The following is a 20,633-nucleotide window of genomic DNA, read 5'->3' as shown; positions in this document are numbered from 1 at the left end:
GCGAAGTCCTTCGCAGGATCGGAGGGGTGTCGGGGTGCGTGTCAGAGTGAGCGTCTGAGCGGGCCTCAGTGGGCGGTGGGCACGGCGATCTCCTCGCCGTCGACCTCGCGGAACGTGAAGTCCCGGCGGGCGATGACGAAGTAGATGACCGCGGCGATCCCTGCGCCGAGGAACCAGGAGAACTGCGAGACGCCGGAGAACGCGGGGACGAGGGCGAGGATGAGCGAGAGGATCGCGGCGGGGATGAACGCCCCGATCGCCCGCCAGTTGACGCCGTGGTGGTAGAAGTACTCGCCGTCGTGGGCCTCGGTGTAGAGCTGCGGGACGTTGACCTTCGTCTTCCGCACGAGCCAGTAGTCGACCATGATGACGCCGAACAGGGGCCCGAGCAGCGCGCCGAGGCCGCCGAGGAAGTAGACGATGACGACGGGTGAGTCGTAGAGGTTCCACGGGAGGATGACGAATCCGATGATCGCGGAGATGATCGCGGCCCGGCGGAAATTGAGATGGCGCGGGAAGAGGTTCGTCAGGGCGTAGGTCGGGGCGACGAAGTTCGCCATGAGGTTGACGGCGATCGTGAGCACGAGCAGGGAGAGCGAGGCGGCGGCGAGCAGGACCGGATTGCCGATGGCCTGGACGATGTCGGCGGGCGAGCTGATGACCGTGCCGTCGATCGAGTACTGGGCGCCGGCGAGCGAGATGACGACGAGGCCGAAGACGAGCATGTTGATGGGGATGCCCCAGAAGTTGCCGACGACGATCGAGCCCTTCTTCTTCGCCGACCGGGTGAAGTCGGAGAAGTTGAGGACGAAGGTGCCGTAGATCGCCACCCACAGAGCCCCTCCGCCGAGGATGTTCGTCCACATCTGCCACCCGGTGAGCGGGTCGTCGATCGACCACGCGATGCGGAAGTCGACGCGGACGAGCATCCAGATCGCCAGGGCGAGGAAGGTGACGAGGATGATCGGGCCGGCGATCGCCTCGTAGCGCCGGATCATTCCCATCCCGTAGCTGACGATGATGACCTGGACGATCCACAGCAGGGTGAAGGAGAACCAGCCGAGGCCGCTCAGTCCGAGGAACTCGACCTCAGTCCACGCCTGGAGGCCGGGGATGAGGGTGATGGGGAGGACGTTGAGGACGTTCGCGGCGAGGTAGGTCTGGATCCCGAACCAGGCGATCGCGACGATCCCCCGCACCGAGGCGGCCAGCTGGGCCCCGTGGATGCCGAAGGCGATGCGGCACATCACCGGATAGGGAACGCCGGTCTTGTGACCCATGAACCCTGAGAGGGTGAGGAGGACGAAGAGCAGGGCCGCACCGACGAGGAGGGCGACGAGGATCTGCCACGCGCCGAGGCCGAGGGCGAAGAGGCCGAGGGCGAACCCGTAGTTGCCGAGCGAGTGGACGTCGTTGGCCCAGAGCGAGAAGACGCTGTACGCCGTCCAGCTGCGGCCCTCCTTCCTGCTCGGCGCGAGATCGGCGTTGTAGAAGCGCGGGCTGATCCGGTGCGCGGCGAGCTGTTCCGGGCTCGGTCCGAGCCGGTGCGGCATGGTGCTCGACTGCGGGTCGGGCACGGACTGGTCGGACGTCACGGTGTGGGCCATGGGAGTTCTCGAATCAGACGGGCGCGGCGCTGGAATACCAAAGTCGTTCTTCCCGGCGTCGCGGCGGTGAGAGCTGACCTCGTGAGCGTAACCTGGGTCACAGTGATTCCGCAATGGGGTCATCGCCGTCAGTCCAGCAGTGACAACGCCTGGTGTGCGCGAGTCAGACTGCCGGACCTGGGATGATGCCGGCGGATCGGCGGCGCTCGGTAGTGGAATATTTGGCATACCATTTAATCGGATCACCGTCGGCGGTCACGGCCGGCGCACGGGCCGCCCTTGACTTCGACTCGAACACGTGTTCGAATGCCGGTGTGAGATGGAATGACACGGAACCGACAGCCGGGCTCTTCGGAGTCACCGGGCTCATCCGCACCGTGCGCGCCCCGGAGTTCGCGGGGATGACGTTCCACGAGGTCCTCGCGAAGTCCGCGCTCAACCGTGTCCCGCAATCGAGTGCGATGCCGTTCTCGTGGACGATCAACCCGTATCGGGGCTGCTCCCACGCGTGCGTCTACTGCTTCGCCCGGAGCACCCACCGGTATCTCGACCTCGACTCCGGCGGCGACTTCGACCGGCAGGTCATCGTCAAGGTCAACACTCCGGAGGTGCTCGCCGCGGAGGTCGCCAAGCCCCGCTGGTCACGCGACCTCGTCGCCCTCGGGACGAACACCGACCCCTATCAGCGAGCCGAGGGCCGCTACCGCCTCATGCCCGGGATCATCACCGCCCTCGCCGAACACGGCACACCGCTGTCGATCCTCACGAAGGGCACCCTGCTGCGTCGCGACCTCCCGCTGCTCGCCGAGGCCGCCCGCGACGTGCCCGTCGAGATCAGCATGTCGATCGCCGTGTACGACGACGAGCTCCAGCAGGCGATCGAACCCGGGACGCCGACGACCGCGGCGCGGTTGGCGACGGTGCGCGCGGCTGCCGAACTGGGCTTCCGAGTCACCGTGTTCATCATGCCGGTGCTGCCCAAGCTCACCGATTCGCGCGAGCATCTCGAAACGGCGCTCGCGGCGATCAGGGACGCCGGTGCGAGCAGGGTCGTCTACGGCGCCCTTCACCTGCGCCCGGGCGCTCGCGAGTGGTTCTTCGCCTGGCTCGACCGCGAGCACCCCGAGCTTCTCCCCCGCTACCGGCGCATGTATGCGAACTCGGCGTATGCCTCGAAGGAGTACCGGACCTGGTTGGCGGCGCGGATCAATCCGCTCATCGACCGCTACGAGCTGCGCGGGACCAGCGACGACGACTATCCCGCGACGAAGCGGTGGACCCGGCGCGGCACCACCGGCGGCGGGCAATCGTCACCGAACGCCGCTGCCGAGTCCGCCCTGCTCGATCCCCAGGCGGCACTGTTCTGACAGCACTGTTCTGACGCCGCTGCTGTGACGGCACTGTTCTGACGGCGTCGCCTCCCCATCGTCCGCGACGGTCGGGTCCTCCAGGTCGAGACAAACACCTCGGCGGGTCGCGCCTCCGGGTCGAATGTGACGACGGTCGCACCCGGCCCCGCGGCGGGAATAACCTCCATGGGCAGGTAGTTGAAAAGTGTATGAAAATTGAGATCTGGTCGGACATCGCCTGTCCGTGGTGCTACATCGGCAAACGTCGCTTCGAAACCGCGCTCGAGGTTTCCCGCACAAGGATGACGTGGAGGTCGAGTGGCGCAGCTTCCAGCTCGATCCCACCCTTCCCGCCCATGTCGAGGAGTCGGAAGCGAATTACCTCAGCCGGTCGAAGGGCATGCCCGCCGAACAGGTGCGGCAGATGTTCGCCCAGGTGAGCGAGCAGGCGGCGCGCGAGGGCCTCAACTACGACTTCGATTCCGTCGTCGTCGCGAACAGCTTCACCGCCCACCGCTTCCTCCACTTCGCCAAGAGCCACGGTGTCATGGCGGCCGCCGAGGAGGCGCTGATGTCCGGGCATTTCGAGTCCGGTCGTGACATCGGAAGCATCGACTACCTCGCCGAGGTGGGTGAGTCGCTCGGGCTCGATCCCGCCGAGACCCGTCGGGTCCTCGAATCCGACGCGTACACCGACGCTGTCGAGGCCGATGTCGCTCAGGCCCGGATGCTCGGCGCCAATGGGGTGCCGTTCTTCGTCATCGACCGCAAATACGGAATCTCCGGCGCGCAGAAGCCGCCGGTCTTCACCCAGGCGCTCGAGACCGCGTGGGACGAGAGCCGGAAGCTCACCGTGCTCACCGGCACCGGCACCGACGGCGCCGACGACTACCCCGAGGGTGCCGTCTGCGGCCCCGAGGGCTGCAACTGACACAGCTCCATCCCCATCACCTCCACAGACGTCGAAAGGACCACCACCCATGACTGAGACCCCGTCCACCCCGCTCATCCGCATCATCGTCGGCAGCGTCCGACCGGTGCGCGTCGGCGACCAGATCGCCTCCGCCGTCGCCGAGATCATCTCCGATGCCGCCGATGCGCGCACCGAGATCATCGACCTCGCCGATCTTGACCTGCCGCTGCTCGACGAGCCGCGGATGCCGGCGCTCGGCGACTACCAGAATGCGCACACGAAGGAATGGGCGCGGATCATCGACGAGTCCGACGCGGTCGTCTTCGTCACCCCGCAGTACAACGCCGGCTACCCGGCGTCGCTGAAGAACGCCATCGACTACCTCTTCGCCGAGTGGAAGGACAAGCCGTCGCTCATCATCAGCTACGGCGGCCACGGCGGTGGGATGTCCGGCGCGCAGCTGCGTGCCGTGCTCGAGTTCATCGGTCTCGACCTCGTCGGCGACAACGTCGAGATCACTCTGCCGCGCGACTCCTACGGCCCGGACTGGCGACTCACCGACGCCGAGGAGGTCGTCGCCGGCTACGCCGATGAGCTCCGCACCGCGGCGCGGGCGCTCGATCGCAGCCTCGTCCCCCAGTCCTGATCGCTCCGGGCTCCGGCCCGGCCAGCCTTCCTCTTCGAACTCCGCGGATGACATCATCCGCGGAGTTCTCCGTGTCCCGGCTGTCCCACTCGTCTTGTCCCGGCTGTCCCACCCGGCGATGACCGGAACCGTGCTCTCGACGGGGCAACCGGACTAAGGTGAGCGACTATGGGCTCATTCGGCGACATCTTCGGTTCGAACATCCTCCTCGAGGGCACCCTGCTGTTGGCGAGCTTCGTGCTCTGCTCGCTCATCGGCTTCGAACGGCAGTTCCGGCAGAAGAGCGCCGGCTATCGCACGCACGTCCTCGTCGGGATCGGCACGTGCGCGTTCACCCTCGTCTCCGCCTACGGGTTCGCCGGGGTCCTCGACAGCGACGTCCAGCTCGACCCTTCGCGGATCGCAGCCCAGATCGTCTCCGGCATCGGCTTCCTCGGCGCCGGAGTGATCTTCAAGGGCCGGAACATGGTGCGCGGGCTGACCACCGCAGCCTCGATCTGGGTGTGCGCCGCCGTCGGCATGGCGTGCGGGGCGGGAATGCTCGCCCTGGCCACGATGCTCACCGGCCTGCACCTGCTCACGCTCTTCGTCGTCGCCCCGCTCATCCGCAGGATCCCCGACCGCAACCGCGGCAAACTGCTGCGCATCGTCTACCGCGACGGCGGCGGGGTGCTGCGGGAGATCCTCGGGGTGGCGAGCACGATGGGCTTCTCGAACACGATCCTCGATTCCCAGCGCTTCGAGGCCGAAGACGGTGCGAAGATGGTGCGCATCGACGTGAAGTTCGAGGGCAAGCGCCCCCTCGACCACCTCGTTCCGCTGCTCATGGAGCTCGACGGGGTCGACAAGGTGGCCCTGCGCGAGGACCGCGTCCACTCCGTCGATGCCGACGGCGACACCGTCTGAGGCCGCAGCCTGACCCTTCAGCCTGCTTCCTCGGCCTGACCCCTCAGCCGCGCTGCGACCGCTTCCAGGCCAGGGTGGCCAGAGCGGCGGCCTGATCGGCGAGGTGTCGGTCGTCGAAGAGGACCTCTGGTGAGTGGTTGACCGCCGCGGTGTCGGGGTCGACGCCCTCGGGGGTGACGAAGAGGAAGACGAACGCGCCGGGAACCTCCTCGAGGACGTAGGAGAAGTCCTCGGAGCCCATGACGGGGTCGGGGGCGTTGACGACGCGGTCGGCGCCGAAGGTCTCGGTGAGCGTCTCAAGGGTGAACGCGGCCTCCGCGGCGTCGTTGACGGTCACGGGGTACTGCTCGTTCCACACCACCTCGGCGGTGCATCGGTGAGCTGCGGCGATCGAGTCGGCCAGGCGGGTCGCGAGCTCGGGGAACCGCTGCGTCGTCTCCGGGGACAGGGTGCGCACGGACATGCCCAGCGTCGCCGTCGACGGGATGATGTTGACGGCGCTGCCGGCGTCAAGGAGGGTCACCTCGGCGACGATGGGGTCGAAGACGCTGAAGGACCCGGTGATCATCGAGTACACCGCCTGCCCGAACTCGAGGAGGGGACGGACGGGATCGACCGCGTCCTGCGGTCGGGAGCTGTGGCCGCCCTTGCCGTGCATTGTCAGGTGGAAGGTGTTGGCGCCGGCCATGATCGAGCCGGGGCGGGTGACGAACGTGCCGGGGACGCCGGGGGCGACGTGGATCGCGTAGGCGGCGTCGGGCATCTGGCCGGCGAGGTCGAACATGCCCTCGTCGATCATGATCTTCGCTCCGCCCTGCCCCTCTTCGCCGGGCTGGAACATGAAGACGACGGTGCCGGCGAGCTCGTCCTGGTGCGCGGCGAGGAGTGTGGCGGCGCCGACGAGGCCGGAGACGTGGAGGTCGTGGCCGCACGCGTGCATGTTCCCGTTCGTCGAGGCGAAGTCGAGGCCGGTGGCCTCGACGACGGGCAGGGCGTCCATGTCGCCGCGCAGGAGGATCGTCGGACCGGGCCGGCCGCCGCGGAGCACGGCGACGACAGAGCTGAGCTCACGGCCCAGGGTGATCTCGAGCGGCAGGCCCTCGAGCGCGTCGAGGATGCGCTGCTGGGTGAAGGGCAGATCGAGTCCGAGTTCCGGATTCCGGTGGAGGTCCCGGCGGAGGGCGGTGAGTTCAGCGCCGATCGCGGCGGCCTCGGCGGTGAAGTCGATCGTCATGGTGGGGTGGTTCCTTTCGCGGTGGGTGCTCTGGTCGGTGATTGGTCGGGTCGGTGGTTGATCGGTGCTCGGGTCGGTGGGTGGTCGGGTCAAATGCTTCCGGTCGGGCGGATCAGCGTGCGAGCAGCGGCGGGACGGGGGCGTCGGTGAGGCGCGCATCGATGTCCTTGACGACGGTCCCGCCCTGCATGACGACCCTGATGCTGTCGGGATCGGCGAGCGGGGTGATGTCGGCGAGCGGATCGACATCGACGACGAGGAGGTCGGCGAGGCGGCCGGCTTCGATCGTGCCGACCTCGTCGTCGAGGCGCAGCAGCTGCGCTGCCGTCTGTGTTCCGGCGACGATCGCCTGCATCGGAGTGAGGCCGAGTTCGACGGCGTGGACGGGTTCGCGGAGGTTCTCACCGTGCGGGCAGACTCCGGCATCGGTGCCGAGTGCCACCTTCACTCCGGCGGCGAGTGCGGCGGCGACGCGTTCGCGGGCGATCGCCGACCAGCGCACCTTCTTCTCGTAGAGGTACGCGGGCACGACGGCGGGGTCGGGTACGCGCAGTGCGCTGCTGAGTGTAGGCACGAGGAATGTGCCGCTGGTGAGCATGAGGTCGATGCCCTCATCGTCGATGCCGTAGCCGTGTTCGACCGAGCGGACGCCCCCGCGGATCGCCGCCTTGATCCCGGCGGCGCCCTGGGCGTGGGCGGCAACGGGCTGACCTGCACGTTTGGCGGTCTCGGCGACGATGAGACGAACGTGTTCCTCAGGGACGCCGAGGTCGTCGGGAGTGTCGGAGGGACTCGAGACGCCGCCGGTCGTGCAGACCTTGATGACATCGGCACCGGAGCGGACGAGGAGTCGGACGGTGCGCCGCACCTCGTCGTCGGTGTCGATGATCGGGTCGACGGGCAGGTGCATAGGCACTTCGCGGCCGTTGGGCAGCGTGAAGTCGGTGTGACCGCCGGTCGGTGAGAGGGCGGAGATCGCCAGATGCAGGCGCGGGCCCTGGATGAGGCCGTACCCGATGGCGTCGCGGAACCCGCGGTCGATGCCGCCGAGGTCGCGTGCCGTGGTCACTCCTGCCATGAGGGTGCGGCGGGCGTTGAGGGCGGTGCGCAGGGTGCGCTCGGTGGCGAAGCGGTCGGCGTCGGCGGTCTGGTCTTCGATGGAGAGACCGAGATGGACGTGGCAGTCGATGAAACCGGGCAGAACGGTGGCCCCGCGCAGATCGATCGTGCGTGCGCCCGTGCGGGGACGATGGGCGCTGGGGCCGACGCTCGCCGAGGCGGTTCCCGGTTCTCCGGTCATCGGCTGCGGCTCAGGCTCGCCGGGCACAGCTCCCGACTCCCGCGGTCCGGACCGTTCACGGCGTGCCGGTCCCGCGTAGACGATGCGATCGCCGTCGATCTCGATCTCGGCGTCGAGGACGGGGTCCCGTCCGGTGCCGTCGATGAGTCGAGCCCCCGTGAGCAGCAGGTGCTCGGTGCCCGGAACGGTGGCGGGCAGGTGGGCCGCGGCCATGGTGATCCTTTCGGGTCGTATCGAGTGGTGGTCGTATCGCCGGGTGGCCAGCCGTGTGGCGGCCAGCCGTGTGGCGGTCAATCGCGCGGTGGTCTCGCCGGCACGGCCGGTCTCAGTGCTCCGCGCCGACGAGGGATCTCGCCAGGGTGCGGTATCTGTCCGTGAGCGCAGCGTCGTCCGGCAGTGGACTCTCGGTACGGAGTGTCATCGTGAAGAGGGTGAGTCCGGCGAGCGTGTCGAGGATGAGATCGTGGTCGAGCGCGGCGCTCATCTGTCCGCGATCGACGGCGCGGGCAAGGATCGCCCGGCCCCTGGCATGGCGCTCCTCCATGAAGTCGGCGGAGATGAGGGGGATGACGTCCATGTTGAACATCGCGAGCAGGAGGCCGTTTCCGTGCGTGCGGACGCCGAGCGAGCGGCGGAAGTTCTCGATGTTCTGCCACGCATGCGCGACGAGATCGTCGACGACGTCGCCGGTGTCGGGCATCTCGCCGAGTTCGAGGGTGTCGAGGATGGCGGCGGCGACGAGTTCGGGTTTGGTGGGCCAGCGGCGGTAGATCGCCGTCTTCCCGCAGCCGACGGTGGTGGCGATGCTCTCGATGCGCAGGTTCATGAAGCCGTGCTCCGCGACCTCGGCGCGCACAGCGGCGAGCACGCGGTCGGTGAGCTCGGGGTCGAGCGGTCGACCCTTCGGTGTGGCCTGCGTCATGGGCCGAGCCTTTCACGCAGGTCTCTCGTTCCGCAACACTGCGTATCGTTTGTCTCGGATCGTGGTGACCGCGGGATCAGCTCTCGAGCTCGGCGAGGAGCGCGGCCATCGACCCGGTGACGCGCGGTCGGACCGCCGGACCGAGCACGGCAGTCTGGACGATGCCGCCCTGGACCATCGCGAGTGCCGCCGGTGACGTCTCGCGTGCACGCGCCTGCGCCACCATTTCGTCGAGACCGGCAGTGCGGTGGAAATAGGCGGCGAGGTAGGTCTCGAAGCGGGCCTGCACCTCGGCGAAGATCTTCTCGGCGATCGCCGCGAACTCAGGCACGCGGGCGGCTTCGCCCCAGACTTGGAGGACGAGAGAGGGGAACGGGGTGTCGTCGAGAATCGCATCGAGCAGCCGCGGGAAGACGACGCTGGGCGGCGGCACCGCCTCGGTGTCATCGAGATCGCCGAGCACGGTGATGCGCTCCTCCATGATCCGCTGACCGGCGGCGACCATGAGTTCGGACTTCGAGGAGTAGTAGAGGTAGACGGCCCCCGCCGACAGGTCGGCCTCCTTGACGATGTCGGCCATCGACGCCGCCGCGAAGCCCTTGCGCGCGAAGCATGCGAGCGCGGCGTCCTGGATGCGCGTGCGCATCGCAGCCTTGTGTTCCTCTGTGACCTTCGGCACCGATCCCCCAAAAACGAATGTTCATTCTTGATTAATTGTAGACCACGGCGTAAAAATGAACGTGCATTCGTTTTCGAGGATTGGACGACCATGACCACGAGACTTCTCAGGACCTCTTCCGACTCCGGAAGCGGTGCTCCGGGGACCGACGGCGACGACGACCACCTCGGCGCCGACTCCGCGGACCAAGCCGCTGATCAGGGCGGGGATCGAGGCAGAGCCGCTGGTGCGAGCGGGGACCAGGCAGCGGATCCCGCCCCCGGCGCGATCGGCGATGAGCTGCCGAAGCACAGTGTCGGACGCGCGATCCTCGTCGCCCTGTTCGCGGCGGCGATCGTCAGCATCGTCCTTCTGGCATTCAGCTGGCCGACGGTGACGGCCGACCCGAAGGACCTGCCCATGGCCGCCGTCGGCGACAGCGCTCAGGTCGAGCAGATCACGAGCAGTGCACCGGAGGGAATGCTCGATCTCGAGCGCGTGAACACCCGCGCCGAGGCGGAGCAGATGATCCGGGAGCGCGAGGTCTACGGGGCATTCGTCCTCGGTGGCGAGGACCCGGAAATCCTCGTCTCCTCGGCGGCGTCGCCGGCGGTGGCTCAACAGCTGAGAGGCCTCGCCGCGCAGATGCAGCAGTCCATCGACTCCCAGGCGATCTCGGGGATGCAGGACGGCATGGAGCAGATGCAGGAGGCACTCGAGGCGGCTGCTCGGGCGGCCGAGAACCCGCAGGCGCCGGGTCAGGCTCCCAGCGTCGCCGGTGGAGGAGAGGGTGCGGGCACGCTGCCGGATGCCTCGGCGATGGACGTCCCGCAGGTCACGGTCACCGATGTCGTGCCGCTCTCCGACGACGATGCGACAGGGGCCGGGCTGGCGATCGCGGGACTGCCGCTGTCGATCGGCGGCATCGTCGGTGGTGTTCTCACCAGCACTCTTGTGCATTCGCGGCGGATGAGAGCCGTCGCGGTCGTCGCCTATGGGGCCTTCGGTGGAATTGCGCTCTCCCTCATCCTCCAGACGTGGTTCGGCATCCTGCAGGGAGAGTTCTGGCTGAATGCGCTCGCAGCCGGGCTGGCGGTGGCGTCGACGGCGGCGATCATCAACGGCTTCGTGTCGCTCATGGGTCCGGGCGGCATCGCGATCGGTGCCGTGCTCACGATGTTCATCGGCAATCCGATCTCCTCGCTCACTCAACCGAAGGAGTTCCTCGCCGGGGCCTGGGGCGACATCGGCCAGTTCTTCGTGCCGGGCGCGGCGGGCACACTGCTCCGCGACATCTCGTACTTCCCCGATGCGCCGATGGCGATGTCGTGGTGGGTGCTCGTCGCGTGGTTCGTCCTCGGCATCGCCCTCATCCTCATCGGCCACCTGCGTGCGCATGCGAAGCTCGTCGCCGCGCAAGCCGGGAAGGGCTGAGCCCTCGCGGCTTGAGGGACAGACATTCGCCTGCCCGGATGCGGTGACCCACCGCATCGGGGCCGGCACTCCACTTCCGGGGATGACTCACCGCGACCGGGCAGGCTGGGGGTAGGAGGTTCGGGCACTGACGGCATAGGCTCGAATGAATGACGAAGTCGTCGGCATGCGAACCTCGCTGCAGGGTCGGCACCGACACCGGAACCGGCTCCGCAGCGAACTGGTGCCACAGCGAACCGCGACTTCAGACACTCAGCGAGGAGGGTGAGACAGTGACCGATCCCGCGTCGGAGAACGCACGCGATCCACGCGACGAGGCAACAGAACGAGACTCACCCGCGCCCGGCGGACCCAGTGACCCCGGCGTGATGATCTGCCGCAACTGCGGAGTGGAGACCAGTCCTCCTCCCTCGGCGGTGTGCCCGATCTGTGCCGATGAACGCCAGTGGGTGCCGCGCTCGGGCCAGGAGTGGGTGAGCCGAGATGACCTCGAGGCCGAGGGCCACCGTGTCGTCATCGACGAGCGCGAACCTGGGCTTCATGCTCTGCGCGTCGAACCGAGGCTCGGCATCGGGCAGACGTGCTATCTCGCCCAGACGTCGGAGGGCAACCTTCTCTTCGACGTGCCGCCATACATCGACGCCGAAGCAGTGGCGGCCGTGGCCGCGTTCGGTGGAGTCGCAGCGATCGTCCCGAGTCATCCGCACATGTTCGGCATGCAGCTCGCGTGGAGCGCCGCGTTCGATGATGCCTCGGTGCACGTCTGCGCTCGAGATCGCGAATGGCTGCAGAGACAAGGTCCCGCCATCGAGTTCTTCGACGACGGCACCGAGCCGCTCCCCCAGGTCTCGGTGCACCGAGTCGGCGGTCATTTCCCCGGCAGTGTGCTTGCCCTGTGGGAAGGAGGAGACGGTAGCGGCGTCATGCTCGCTGGCGATTCGATCGGGCCGGTCGTGCGCGACGGGTGGGTGACGTTCATGCGCAGCTTCCCCAACTACCTGCCGCTCTCCGCTGCGGTCGTGCAGCGCATCGCCGCCTCGGTGTCGGATCTCGATTTCGACCGCATGTACGGCAACTTCGGTCAGACGATCGCCGGAGGAGCCCACGCGGCAGTCCAGTCTTCGGCCGACCGTTATGCCCGGTGGGTCTCCGGCGAGTACGACGATCTCACCTGACTTCGTCACGACTGTCAGAACGGCGGAGGATCATCGCGGTTGTCCTGATGCCATGTGATCGGCACGCTCCAGAACTGGTCGAGCGGCTCCACCCAGGTGTCACCGGCGTCTTTTCGACGCCGCCGGGCTTCCTTCACTGACAACCGGCGGCCGGGCATCAGCCTCTTCATCGTCACCGGGTCGGATCCTCGCGGCAGGCACAGTGGGAACACCTCGTTGCGCCAGTTGAGCAGCTGGGCAAGCCTCTTCCGGCGGGCGAAATCACGAGCGCGCTCGTATCTCTCCTGGATCCTGCGCTTGCGTTCGGTCTCCTCGGCGGATCTCCGCATCGCGTCGCGGCGCTGTCTGACCAGCTGTTCGTTCGGTTCGAGTTCGATGATGTACTTCGGCGGTGGGACCGGATGCTTCGGCTTCCACACGACGTGGGGTCGCATCCCACTGAGCGCAGCGAGCTCCATCGCCTGGGCCACCTCGATCGGCTGGTCAGGAGCGCGTGAGGTCGCTGTCACTCCGTGCCTGAACTCGTACTCGACACAGCCCGGTTCCGTCATCCGCACTCGCAGGAGGCATGCGGTCTTGAGGGCATGGTGCTTCCTGCACAGCGGATGGAGATTGCCGAACCGTGTGAGACCGCCTTTGAGCGGATCGAGCTTGAAGAACGGAACGATATGGTCGATCTCGGCCTTGACGGCAGCGCGAGCGCACCCCGGGACACTGCAGCACTCCCACTGGGCGATGAGTGTCTTGCGCACATCATTGGGAATTCGGTATGTCGTGGCCTTGGCATCGATCGGGGTGCCCGTCGCCGGGTCGGTGAGGATCCTCGTCACGGTGGAGCTGTGTCCGGCGATGCGACGCGCGGTTTCGGCGGGGATCGGTGAACCGTCGGGCAGTGTGCCCGGCAGGTTCGATTCGCCGAGGAGGGACATCACGGGAACGGTGGTGACCATCGTCGCCTGAAGCGCGATCCACCACGAGTGCATCGGCATCTCAGCGGCGATCCAGCTCTCAACGGTCTGCGTCTCATCGCCTCCGGCCCTGCAGAACGCGCTTCCCCGATCGGCCGCCTCGGTGCCGTGCCCGGGAAGGGGCAGTCCCTCCACACCTGCACTGTTCGCTGAGGTGCTGTTCGTCGCGGTGCCGTCCGCTGGGGCCCTGCCCGCTGAGGCGTCGCTCACCGAGGTGCCGTTCTTCATGATGATGGAGCCGTCGGACCCGAGGTCGAAGAGCAGGTTTCCGTCCTCGTCGAGCAGCGGCTCCTCCTCGACGGTCTGGATCCCGGTCACAGGGTCGATGCGGCGCACCTTGATGCTCAGCTTCGGCTGCGGTCGGGTGACGATGTCGTACATGAGGTTGTCGAAAGCACGATCATCGATGATCTCGACTCCCGGCGGCAGGTCGAATGCCGCACCTCTGCGCGAGTGGATGGCGCGCGCCATCGCTTCGACTCGCAGGTAGCACGCATGGAGTTCCTCGGCCGGCCCTGTCAGGGACATGCAGGCCGAGCCGTTCTTGTACGTGTGCAGATCGACGCGGCGACGCTCCTTGGCTGTCTGCGATCGGTCGTCAACCGGTTCGAGCACGGCGATGAACTTCCGCAGGGCCGTCCGGAGTCGGTCGCTCGTGACATCGGACCGGCGTGCGGCGAGGTGGTCGTCGATCTCCGGGAGGTACCGGAGGGCCACTGTTCGGCAGAGGTCGCCGACGACCTGGACATGGGCGATCGTGAACTCGCCTGCACGGACGCGATCGGCGAAGCGCGGCAGCCCGTGGATGATCGTCATCGCCGTGCGCAGGTGCCGATAGGTGCGGGCGATCGACTGACCGAGGATGGTCGCGGTCTCGATGACGTCCTCGTCGGCAACGTTGTCCTGCACCCATTCGGAGACAGTGGTGTCGAGGCGGAAGCCCGGGAAATCGGGGGCATCAGGTGCGTCGCCTGATTCCTCGGTCTCAGCCGAGACAAGTGCCGTCGACGGCGGGGCGAGAGCCGCTTCGCACCGCCGCCGCCACGCCAGCAGTGCGGGGTCGCGGAGGGCCACGGTCGTCGACGTGCGCGGCACCCTCACGAGCTCGGTCGATGCGGTCACGTCGACATCGGCTGCCATCGCGTCGAATGCGGCGGCGAAGGGAGTCGAGGGCGCCGGCTCCCGTCGCGTCCCGGCGGGTGCTTTCGCGGTCGTGCCCTTTGCTGCGGTTCCCTGTGGCGCTGCGTCTTCGCCGGTCTCGTCGGTCGGCGTGGCGGGATCGGAATCCATAGCCGCCTCAGCGACTTCGTGCCGGAGCACGGATGCGGCGATCGTGGCAAAGCGATACGGTGCGTCGCCGTCAGGCAGGGGGACGTCGAGACGCCGGACGACGCGCTCCAACGTGATGCCTGCCGTGACGTCGAGCGTGCGGAGCTGGATCTGGTCGGATTGTGCGGAGATCTCCGCGAGCTCGCTGATCCTCGATCCGAGTCGAATCGTCGGTCGAGCGGAATCACTGCGAGAGGCACCGTCGGTGATGCACCGTTCACGGGGACCGCGCCCGGTGGTTGCAGCGGAATCGCGCGCGTCGCGCCACCGAGGACCGGCTTCTGCACCAACTGCGTCGAACGACGCGCCCGAGGCACGACCGGGCCGCCGTCCGTCTCCACCGGGGAGGTCTTTCACGCTGGCTCACCTGCCTCTGACAACAGCGTTGGGGAAGCGATCTGTGAATCATAGTGCGTCGTACGTCAATGATAGACTATTCGAACATCGAATGGAATAGCCTGATTGAAATTCATGAGAAAAAGATTATTATCTCTCTCTGACCGATGTTTCCTTGTGCGCTCCATTGTTGCACTCGGCACTGACACGACCTCGGACGTCACTGATGACCTGCGATGATTCTCGTTTCACCACATCTGCCCGCTCGACAGTCCCTTCTTCTCAGCCGCTCCGATCACCCACGGAACCGCGGGAAGGTGCGTCACGCAGGGCCGCCTCGGCGAAGCGGTGCCGCGTTGACCACGACAGGGCCAGGTAGAGGAGGAACGAGATGACGAAGGACGGAATCGTCGCGCCCACGGGGCTCGCCCACACATAGGTGAGCAGGTAGGAGGCGAACGCCCCGACGATCCACACGATGACCGCCGCCCAGTTCACCCCGCGGACGTAGGCGTACATGCCGCCCTCGTCGCGGAGGATGTCCTTCGAGTAGAACCCGCGTTTGACGATGTAGTAGTCGGCGATGACGATCGCGAAGACGGGCACGAAGAACGCCCCGATGACGGTGAGGAACGCGGTGTACTGGTCGAGCAGCGCAAGCCACGTCGACCCGATGATCGAGATCGCCCCGAGGATGAGCGCTACCGGCAGGAAGCGCAGCCGGGACTGCTTCCTCGCACCGATGACGGAGTTGACCATGCCGTAGACGACCATCGTGTTCGTCGCCATGACGGAGAGGAAGATGACGATCGCGAGCGGCCAGCCGAAGCGGTCGGCGAGCGCGGTGGGGTCGAAGGGTTCGGCCGCTCCCCCGTCGAGGAGGATGAAGCTGAAGGCGGTGAGCCCGAGCAGCATCGCGAGCACCGTCGAGGTGATGTATCCCAGCCCCGAGCCGACGATGCCGGCGCGCTGGCTTCCGGCGAGCCGATTGAGGTCGGCGGAGAGCACGGTCCACGAGATCGCCGTCGCGATGACGATGTCGAGTGCGAGGACCGGCGTGAAGCCGAGGCTCTCATCGGCGGGAATGGTGAGGTATTCGCGCGGTGCGTGGCCGATGAACGCGGTGACGAAGATGTAGGCCATGACGACGAGGATGAGGAGCGCGAACCACGGCTCGGCCTTCTCGATGCCCTCATGGCCGAGGATCGCGAGACCGACGACGAGCGCCTGGCAGAGGACGGAGAAGAGGACCGGGTTGGAGAAGCCCGTGGTCTGCTCGACGACGTAGTTGACGCTGATGCCGGCGAGCATCGCCTGCACCCAGCTCCAGCCCATGAGGATGATGACGTTGGCCGCGACCGGCAGGAAGCTGCCCTTCGCCCCGAACGCTCCCCGTGTCACGGCCATCGTCGCCAGTCCCGTCCGGGTCCCGATGTTGCCGATGAGCACGAGGACGACCGTGCCGATCACCGTGCCCGCCGCGATCATCAGCGCCGCCGTGCCGTAGTCGATGCCCGGCACGAAGAGGGTTCCCGTGAGCATCGTCGTCACGACGAGATTGGCAGCGAGCCAGATCATGAACATCCGTCCGGTGCCGAGCCTGCCCTGCACGACTCCCGAATCGTCCGAATCCGCAGCCAATCGGGCGTCGAGGCGGCGGTACCAGTTCACGGTGCGACCTCCTCGGCGGTGGTGGTGTTCGTTTCGGCGGCGACCCCGGCCGGTTCCGGAGCGGTCGCGGCGGTGTCCGGGACCGGGGACAGATGTTCGTGGATTGCGATGAGGTCACCGTCGCCGAGGTGGCGGAACACAATGCTCTCGCGTTCCCGATACGATTCCCGGCCCTCCCCGGTCTCGACGGTCGTGTCGACCGTGTGCGAGAAGACGGCGCCGCCCGGGAACGTCTGGATGAGCGGATCGCTGGAGACGCAGTCGATGACGGACCAGCCGTCGGCGAGCCAGCCGTTCCATGTCTCCTCGTACTCGGCGCGCGAGTTCAGCCGGTGGCTCTCCGGGTGGAAGACGAACGAGGCGTCCGCAGCGAATCCGGCGAAGTACGCTGCGGTGTCGGTGGCGGCGAAGGCGCGCACGATGGCTGCGGCGGCGCGTTCGACGGCCTCGGCGCTGGGCGCAGAGGGGTCTGAGGGCACAGGGATCGACTTCTCTGTCATGATGCTCGGCAACTCTCTGTTGATGGTTGTTGAGCAACTCTAATGACGGAGATTCAGGACGCACTATCCATCCTGGACAAGTTTTCCTGCTCACGCGCCAGCGTGGATACGTGTGGGGTCAGCGGGCGAGCTCGAGCCGGGGGGCAGCGGTGCGGGGTCGGCAGGCGACCGTGGGTCCGGGCGGCGCCGGTGCCGCCGGCTTCCCAGCCTCCCCACAGTCTCGACAGGTGGTTCGGCCCTCGACGCCGAGGCGCTTCCGGGCCCACCCTGGAAAGGGACACCAGTCACGACTCACCGCGGAGGAGACATGGGCAGAGACGACGCGACGGACCGGATCAGAGCGGCCGTCGACGCCAACTTCGCCGAACAGCTGGCGGTGACGGCCGAACTCGTCGGGCTGCCGACCACTCGCGGTGCCGAGGAACCCGGGCAGGATCTCATCGAACGCACCCTGCGCGGCCTCCGCCTCGACGTCGACCGCTGGACGATCGACTCGGCCGAGCTGCGCGACCATCCCGGATTCGGTCCGACCACGGTCGACTACACGCGGATGACGAATGTCGTCGGAACCTATCGCCCCGAGCGCGACCGGGGCCGCTCCCTCATCCTCAACGGCCATATCGACGTCGTCCCCGCAGGACCGACCGGCCGTTGGTCGCGGTCACCGTGGGACGCCGAGGTCCGCGACGGGTGGATGTACGGGCGCGGAGCAGGCGACATGAAGGCCGGGCTCGTGGCGAATCTCTTCGCGTTCACCGCCGTCCGAGATGCGGGGTTCGACCTCACCGGACGGGTGCACATCGAATCCGTCGTCGAGGAGGAGTGCACCGGCAACGGCTCGCTGGCGGCCCTGCTGCGCGGATACACCGCCGATGCCGTCATCATTCCCGAACCGGAGGAGGATGCACTCGTCCGGGCGAATGTCGGCGTCATCTGGTTCACGGTCCTCGTCAGCGGAGAACCCACTCACCCGCGGGAGATGGCCAGCGGCTTCAACGCCATCGACGCCGCCTACCACGTGATCGGCGCGCTGCGCGGGCTCGAGGAGAGGTGGAACGAGCGGAAGGCCGACCACCCGCACTTCGCCGACCTCGACCATCCCATCAACGTCAACTTCGGCGGCATCCGCGGCGGCGACTGGCCCTCAAGCGTCCCGGCCTGGTGCGAACTCCAGGTCCGCGTCGCCATCTACCCCGGCACTGATCCCGACGACGCATGGGCGGAGATCGTCGACTGTGTCACCGAGGCGGCCCGCGGCACCGACCGACCGCTGAGCGGCCCGCCGGTGCCCGCGTTCACCGCGGAGCTCACGCCGAACGGGTTCTATGCGCGGGGGTACGTGCTCGAGCCCGGAAGCGATGCGGAGGCTGTGCTCGCCTCAGCGCACGCCTCGGTCGCCGGCGAGGAGCTGACCGCGTTCACCACCCCCGGTTACCTCGACGCCCAGGTGTTCGCGAACTTCGCGAACATGCCGGCGCTCGTCTACGGACCGGTGACGGAGGACATCCACGGCTTCGACGAACGGGTGAGCGTGGAGTCGATCCGCCGCTGCACGACGACGATCGCCCTGTTCCTCGCACAGTGGTGCGGAATCGACGAGCGTCGACAGGCCTAGGAGCTGACCGGGTTCACGCCCTGGACCAGGAGCGCGGCGGCCGGATCGCTGCCGTGGCGCCCGTCGAACTCCGCGAACGCGGTTTCCACTTCGGCATGGACAGCGCGCACGAGCGGCAGCCATTCCCCGTGGGTGACGATGAGGAACTGGCCGGCCCTCATCGCCTCAACGACCTGTTGCCCGACAGCGTCGGGGTCGGCACCCTCAGCGAGCATCGCCGAATTCGCCGCGACCGCCTCGGCGTTCGCCTCCTCCCCGAGCAGCTCCGCCTGCCCCGCTGCCGCGGTCTCGGCGATCCGGGTCGACACGCTTCCCGGTGCGAGCACGGAGACTCCGATGCCGCTGCCGGCGAGTTCGCTGCGCAGCACCATCGAGAAGCCGACGCTCGCGAACTTCGAGGAGGCGTAGGCGGCGACGTCGGCCATCGGGATGATGCCCGCGAGCGACGCGGTGTTGAGGATGTGCGCGGGCCTGCCCAGGCGGCGGAACCGCGGCAGGAACGTCGAGGCGCCGAGGTACTGTGCGTCGATGTTGATCGTGTGCACCCGGCGCCACACCTCCCACGGGGTGGCCTCCGCCGAGCTGCCGCCGTTGACACCGGCGTTGCTGCAGAGGATCGTCACCGGACCGAGCTCGGCCTCGACGGCATCTGCGGCGGCCTCCCAGGCATCCGGGTCGCCGACGTCGAAGCGCACCGTGGTCACGGTGCCTCCGGCCGCCCGCAGCTCCTCCGCCACCTGGGCGAGGCGGGCGTCGTCGATGTCGACGAGTCCAACCCGGGCCCCGGCCGCGACGAAGGCGCGGGAGAGTCCGAGGCCGATGCCGGAGGCCGCGCCGGTGACGAAGGCGACCTCCCCGCGCGGCCATTCCTCGGTGTGGGCGGTCGCGCTCGCGGTGCCGGGGGTCGCTGTGCTGCTCGTGTTTTCGGGCATGATTCTTACCGCTTTCTCTCGGTGATCTCTCTTCGTGACGGCCGCAGGTTGTTCGGCCGCCGGTGCGGGCACCGCTGGGTCAGCGCGTGCCTTCCGGTGCGGGCACCGCCGGGTCAGCCGGTGCCTGCCGGTGGGGCGGGGCCGGCTACCCGCCGAGGCGGCGCAGGAACTCCGCGCTCATGTAGCGCAGTCGACCGACGGTCGTGCGCGGGTCGTAGCCGAGCCGTGTCGTGATCGACTCGTGCCGGGCCTGCAGGGTCGAATGGTGCATCGCCAGCCTCCCCGCAGCCGCGCGCAGACTGTCGGCGTCGACGAGTTCGCGCAGGATCTCCGTGGTCACCGCGTCGAGGGATTCCAGGGCTGTGACGTCCGGGTGAGGGGTGGTGGGATCATAGGCGCGGGCGAGGATGAGCATCGACCCCAGATCTACTGCGTCGAGCACGGTTCCCGGTCCCTCGCCGAGGAGGCGGTGGGCGATGAGCGCAGCCTCCCACGAGTCCGGGGCCGAGTCCGCTCGGGTCCACGTGCCGATGCCGACGCGGGAGTGACCGTCCCAGGCATGGTCAGCGGGTGCGACTCCGCCGGGGCGCACCTCGAGGGTCGCATGGAGAACGCCGAGCGGAGTCGGGACCGGGGCGGTCTTCGTCCAGCGCGGTCCCGGGTCGTCATCGCTGAGGATGACCCTCACAGAGGCGCCGGGATCGATCCCGAGCCGCACGAGCGCCGTCCTCCTCTCGGCCACCGCCCGTTCGGCATCGACAACCACTTCGATCTCCCGCGTCGGTGAGTGCTGGGACGTCAGTCCCTCGACGGCGACGCCGAGACGATCGGTGATCATCGCATCGTTGGCGTGCGGGGTGCCCTCGCGGACCAGCCACACCGCACCCGACCGGAAGGCGACTGCGGATCCGCGGGGACGGTCGGCCGCCTCGGCGAGGCGCCTGCCAGAGGGATCGTACGCGGTCACCCTGCCGTCCACCTCGGCGACGGCCGGACAGCCGGCGAGCGCCGCAGCGGCACGCAGCAGACTCCCGAGCCCCGCCCCACGGGAGGTCAGGGCGTCGAAGTACCCGACGACCTTGAGCGTTTCGCTCGCCTCCGGGTCGAGGGCGGTGAGTTTTCCGAGGAGATCGCGCAT

Annotated in this window: 16 protein-coding genes and 1 pseudogene; 7 read left to right on the top strand and 10 right to left on the bottom strand. The window is 67.8% G+C overall.

From position 1 onward, the window contains the following. Positions 1–65: 65 nt before the first annotated feature. On the bottom strand, positions 66–1,553 hold the full coding sequence (locus AC2W7K_RS10055; RefSeq protein ID WP_486006106.1) for an NCS1 family nucleobase:cation symporter-1: 1,488 nt from the start codon (positions 1,551–1,553) through the stop codon (positions 66–68). A gap of 368 nt (positions 1,554–1,921) precedes the next feature. Here AC2W7K_RS10055 and AC2W7K_RS10050 point away from each other — a divergent pair, with 368 nt between their 5' ends. The 4 genes and pseudogenes from AC2W7K_RS10050 (at position 1,922) to AC2W7K_RS10035 (ending at position 5,421) form a co-directional block, all read left to right on the top strand. Then, complete coding sequence (locus AC2W7K_RS10050; RefSeq protein ID WP_232623545.1) at positions 1,922–2,974, top strand: Rv2578c family radical SAM protein; 1,053 nt, start codon at positions 1,922–1,924, stop codon at positions 2,972–2,974. A 191-nt stretch (positions 2,975–3,165) separates the two neighbouring features. Beyond that, a pseudogene (locus AC2W7K_RS10045) lies at positions 3,166–3,716 on the top strand (DsbA family oxidoreductase); the annotation flags it as partial. A 220-nt stretch (positions 3,717–3,936) separates the two neighbouring features. Further along, entirely contained in the window at positions 3,937–4,515 is a 579-nt protein-coding gene (locus AC2W7K_RS10040) for an NADPH-dependent FMN reductase (RefSeq protein ID WP_198498358.1), read from the top strand. 168 nt (positions 4,516–4,683) lie between these two features. After that, entirely contained in the window at positions 4,684–5,421 is a 738-nt protein-coding gene (locus AC2W7K_RS10035; protein ID WP_198498357.1) for an MgtC/SapB family protein, read from the top strand. Positions 5,422–5,464: 43 nt separating this feature from the next. Here the strand turns inward: AC2W7K_RS10035 and AC2W7K_RS10030 are convergent, their stop codons facing one another. The 4 genes from AC2W7K_RS10030 to AC2W7K_RS10015 form a co-directional block, all read right to left on the bottom strand. Then, on the bottom strand, positions 5,465–6,655 hold the full coding sequence (locus AC2W7K_RS10030; protein WP_198498356.1) for a M20 metallopeptidase family protein: 1,191 nt from the start codon (positions 6,653–6,655) through the stop codon (positions 5,465–5,467). A 112-nt stretch (positions 6,656–6,767) separates the two neighbouring features. Continuing rightward, complete coding sequence (locus AC2W7K_RS10025) at positions 6,768–8,168, bottom strand: metal-dependent hydrolase family protein (RefSeq protein ID WP_198498355.1); 1,401 nt, start codon at positions 8,166–8,168, stop codon at positions 6,768–6,770. Between the two features lie 112 nt (positions 8,169–8,280). Then, positions 8,281–8,877 (bottom strand): TetR/AcrR family transcriptional regulator, encoded by a 597-nt coding sequence (locus AC2W7K_RS10020; RefSeq protein ID WP_198498354.1) that lies wholly within the window; start codon positions 8,875–8,877, stop codon positions 8,281–8,283. Between the two features lie 76 nt (positions 8,878–8,953). Next, positions 8,954–9,523 (bottom strand): TetR/AcrR family transcriptional regulator, encoded by a 570-nt coding sequence (locus AC2W7K_RS10015; protein ID WP_198498353.1) that lies wholly within the window; start codon positions 9,521–9,523, stop codon positions 8,954–8,956. Between the two features lie 123 nt (positions 9,524–9,646). Here AC2W7K_RS10015 and AC2W7K_RS10010 point away from each other — a divergent pair, with 123 nt between their 5' ends. Continuing rightward, positions 9,647–10,969 carry an ABC transporter permease gene (locus tag AC2W7K_RS10010; protein WP_232623544.1) on the top strand — a complete coding sequence of 441 codons (1,323 nt, stop codon included), beginning with the start codon at positions 9,647–9,649 and terminating at the stop codon, positions 10,967–10,969. A gap of 473 nt (positions 10,970–11,442) precedes the next feature. After that, positions 11,443–12,144: an MBL fold metallo-hydrolase gene (locus AC2W7K_RS10005; RefSeq protein ID WP_486006098.1), complete on the top strand. Its 702-nt coding sequence runs from the start codon at positions 11,443–11,445 to the stop codon at positions 12,142–12,144. A 14-nt stretch (positions 12,145–12,158) separates the two neighbouring features. Here AC2W7K_RS10005 and AC2W7K_RS10000 read toward each other — a convergent pair whose 3' ends face one another. From AC2W7K_RS10000 to AC2W7K_RS09990, 3 genes are all read right to left on the bottom strand, one after another. After that, positions 12,159–14,402, bottom strand: coding sequence for a DUF222 domain-containing protein (locus AC2W7K_RS10000; RefSeq protein WP_486006097.1), 2,244 nt, complete (start codon positions 14,400–14,402; stop codon positions 12,159–12,161). Between the two features lie 657 nt (positions 14,403–15,059). Next, positions 15,060–16,448: a purine-cytosine permease family protein gene (locus AC2W7K_RS09995; protein WP_486006096.1), complete on the bottom strand. Its 1,389-nt coding sequence runs from the start codon at positions 16,446–16,448 to the stop codon at positions 15,060–15,062. After that, complete coding sequence (locus AC2W7K_RS09990) at positions 16,445–16,948, bottom strand: YybH family protein (protein ID WP_486006095.1); 504 nt, start codon at positions 16,946–16,948, stop codon at positions 16,445–16,447. Before AC2W7K_RS09990 ends, AC2W7K_RS09995 begins: the two co-directional genes overlap by 4 nt. A gap of 307 nt (positions 16,949–17,255) precedes the next feature. Here AC2W7K_RS09990 and AC2W7K_RS09985 point away from each other — a divergent pair, with 307 nt between their 5' ends. Continuing rightward, complete coding sequence (locus AC2W7K_RS09985; RefSeq protein WP_486006094.1) at positions 17,256–18,563, top strand: ArgE/DapE family deacylase; 1,308 nt, start codon at positions 17,256–17,258, stop codon at positions 18,561–18,563. Here the strand turns inward: AC2W7K_RS09985 and AC2W7K_RS09980 are convergent. Both AC2W7K_RS09980 and AC2W7K_RS09975 read right to left on the bottom strand, forming a co-directional pair. Continuing rightward, entirely contained in the window at positions 18,560–19,495 is a 936-nt protein-coding gene (locus tag AC2W7K_RS09980; RefSeq protein WP_198498348.1) for an SDR family NAD(P)-dependent oxidoreductase, read from the bottom strand. The two genes, AC2W7K_RS09985 and AC2W7K_RS09980, sit on opposite strands and share 4 nt — an antisense overlap. Positions 19,496–19,640: 145 nt before the next feature. Continuing rightward, positions 19,641–20,633 carry a CdaR family protein gene (locus AC2W7K_RS09975; protein ID WP_198498347.1) on the bottom strand — a complete coding sequence of 331 codons (993 nt, stop codon included), beginning with the start codon at positions 20,631–20,633 and terminating at the stop codon, positions 19,641–19,643.

Source organism: Brevibacterium sp. LAARM2_SD2 (assembly GCF_057364785.1).
Note: the sequence above shows the minus strand (reverse complement) of the source record. Positions and strands in the feature narration are given on the sequence as shown.

Coding starts and splice junctions, on each gene's coding strand:
- AC2W7K_RS10055 (WP_486006106.1), bottom strand. CDS start 1,553: ATGCCGCACCGGCTCGGACCGAGCCCGGAACAGCTCGCCGCGCACCGG.
- AC2W7K_RS10040 (WP_198498358.1), top strand. CDS start 3,937: ATGACTGAGACCCCGTCCACCCCGCTCATCCGCATCATCGTCGGCAGC.
- AC2W7K_RS10035 (WP_198498357.1), top strand. CDS start 4,684: ATGGGCTCATTCGGCGACATCTTCGGTTCGAACATCCTCCTCGAGGGC.
- AC2W7K_RS10030 (WP_198498356.1), bottom strand. CDS start 6,655: ATGACGATCGACTTCACCGCCGAGGCCGCCGCGATCGGCGCTGAACTC.
- AC2W7K_RS10025 (WP_198498355.1), bottom strand. CDS start 8,168: ATGGCCGCGGCCCACCTGCCCGCCACCGTTCCGGGCACCGAGCACCTG.
- AC2W7K_RS10020 (WP_198498354.1), bottom strand. CDS start 8,877: ATGACGCAGGCCACACCGAAGGGTCGACCGCTCGACCCCGAGCTCACC.
- AC2W7K_RS10015 (WP_198498353.1), bottom strand. CDS start 9,523: ATGCGCACGCGCATCCAGGACGCCGCGCTCGCATGCTTCGCGCGCAAG.
- AC2W7K_RS10010 (WP_232623544.1), top strand. CDS start 9,647: ATGACCACGAGACTTCTCAGGACCTCTTCCGACTCCGGAAGCGGTGCT.
- AC2W7K_RS10000 (WP_486006097.1), bottom strand. CDS start 14,402: ATGGATTCCGATCCCGCCACGCCGACCGACGAGACCGGCGAAGACGCA.
- AC2W7K_RS09990 (WP_486006095.1), bottom strand. CDS start 16,948: ATGACAGAGAAGTCGATCCCTGTGCCCTCAGACCCCTCTGCGCCCAGC.
- AC2W7K_RS09985 (WP_486006094.1), top strand. CDS start 17,256: ATGGGCAGAGACGACGCGACGGACCGGATCAGAGCGGCCGTCGACGCC.
- AC2W7K_RS09980 (WP_198498348.1), bottom strand. CDS start 19,495: ATGCCCGAAAACACGAGCAGCACAGCGACCCCCGGCACCGCGAGCGCG.
- AC2W7K_RS09975 (WP_198498347.1), bottom strand. CDS start 20,633: ATGCGCGATCTCCTCGGAAAACTCACCGCCCTCGACCCGGAGGCGAGC.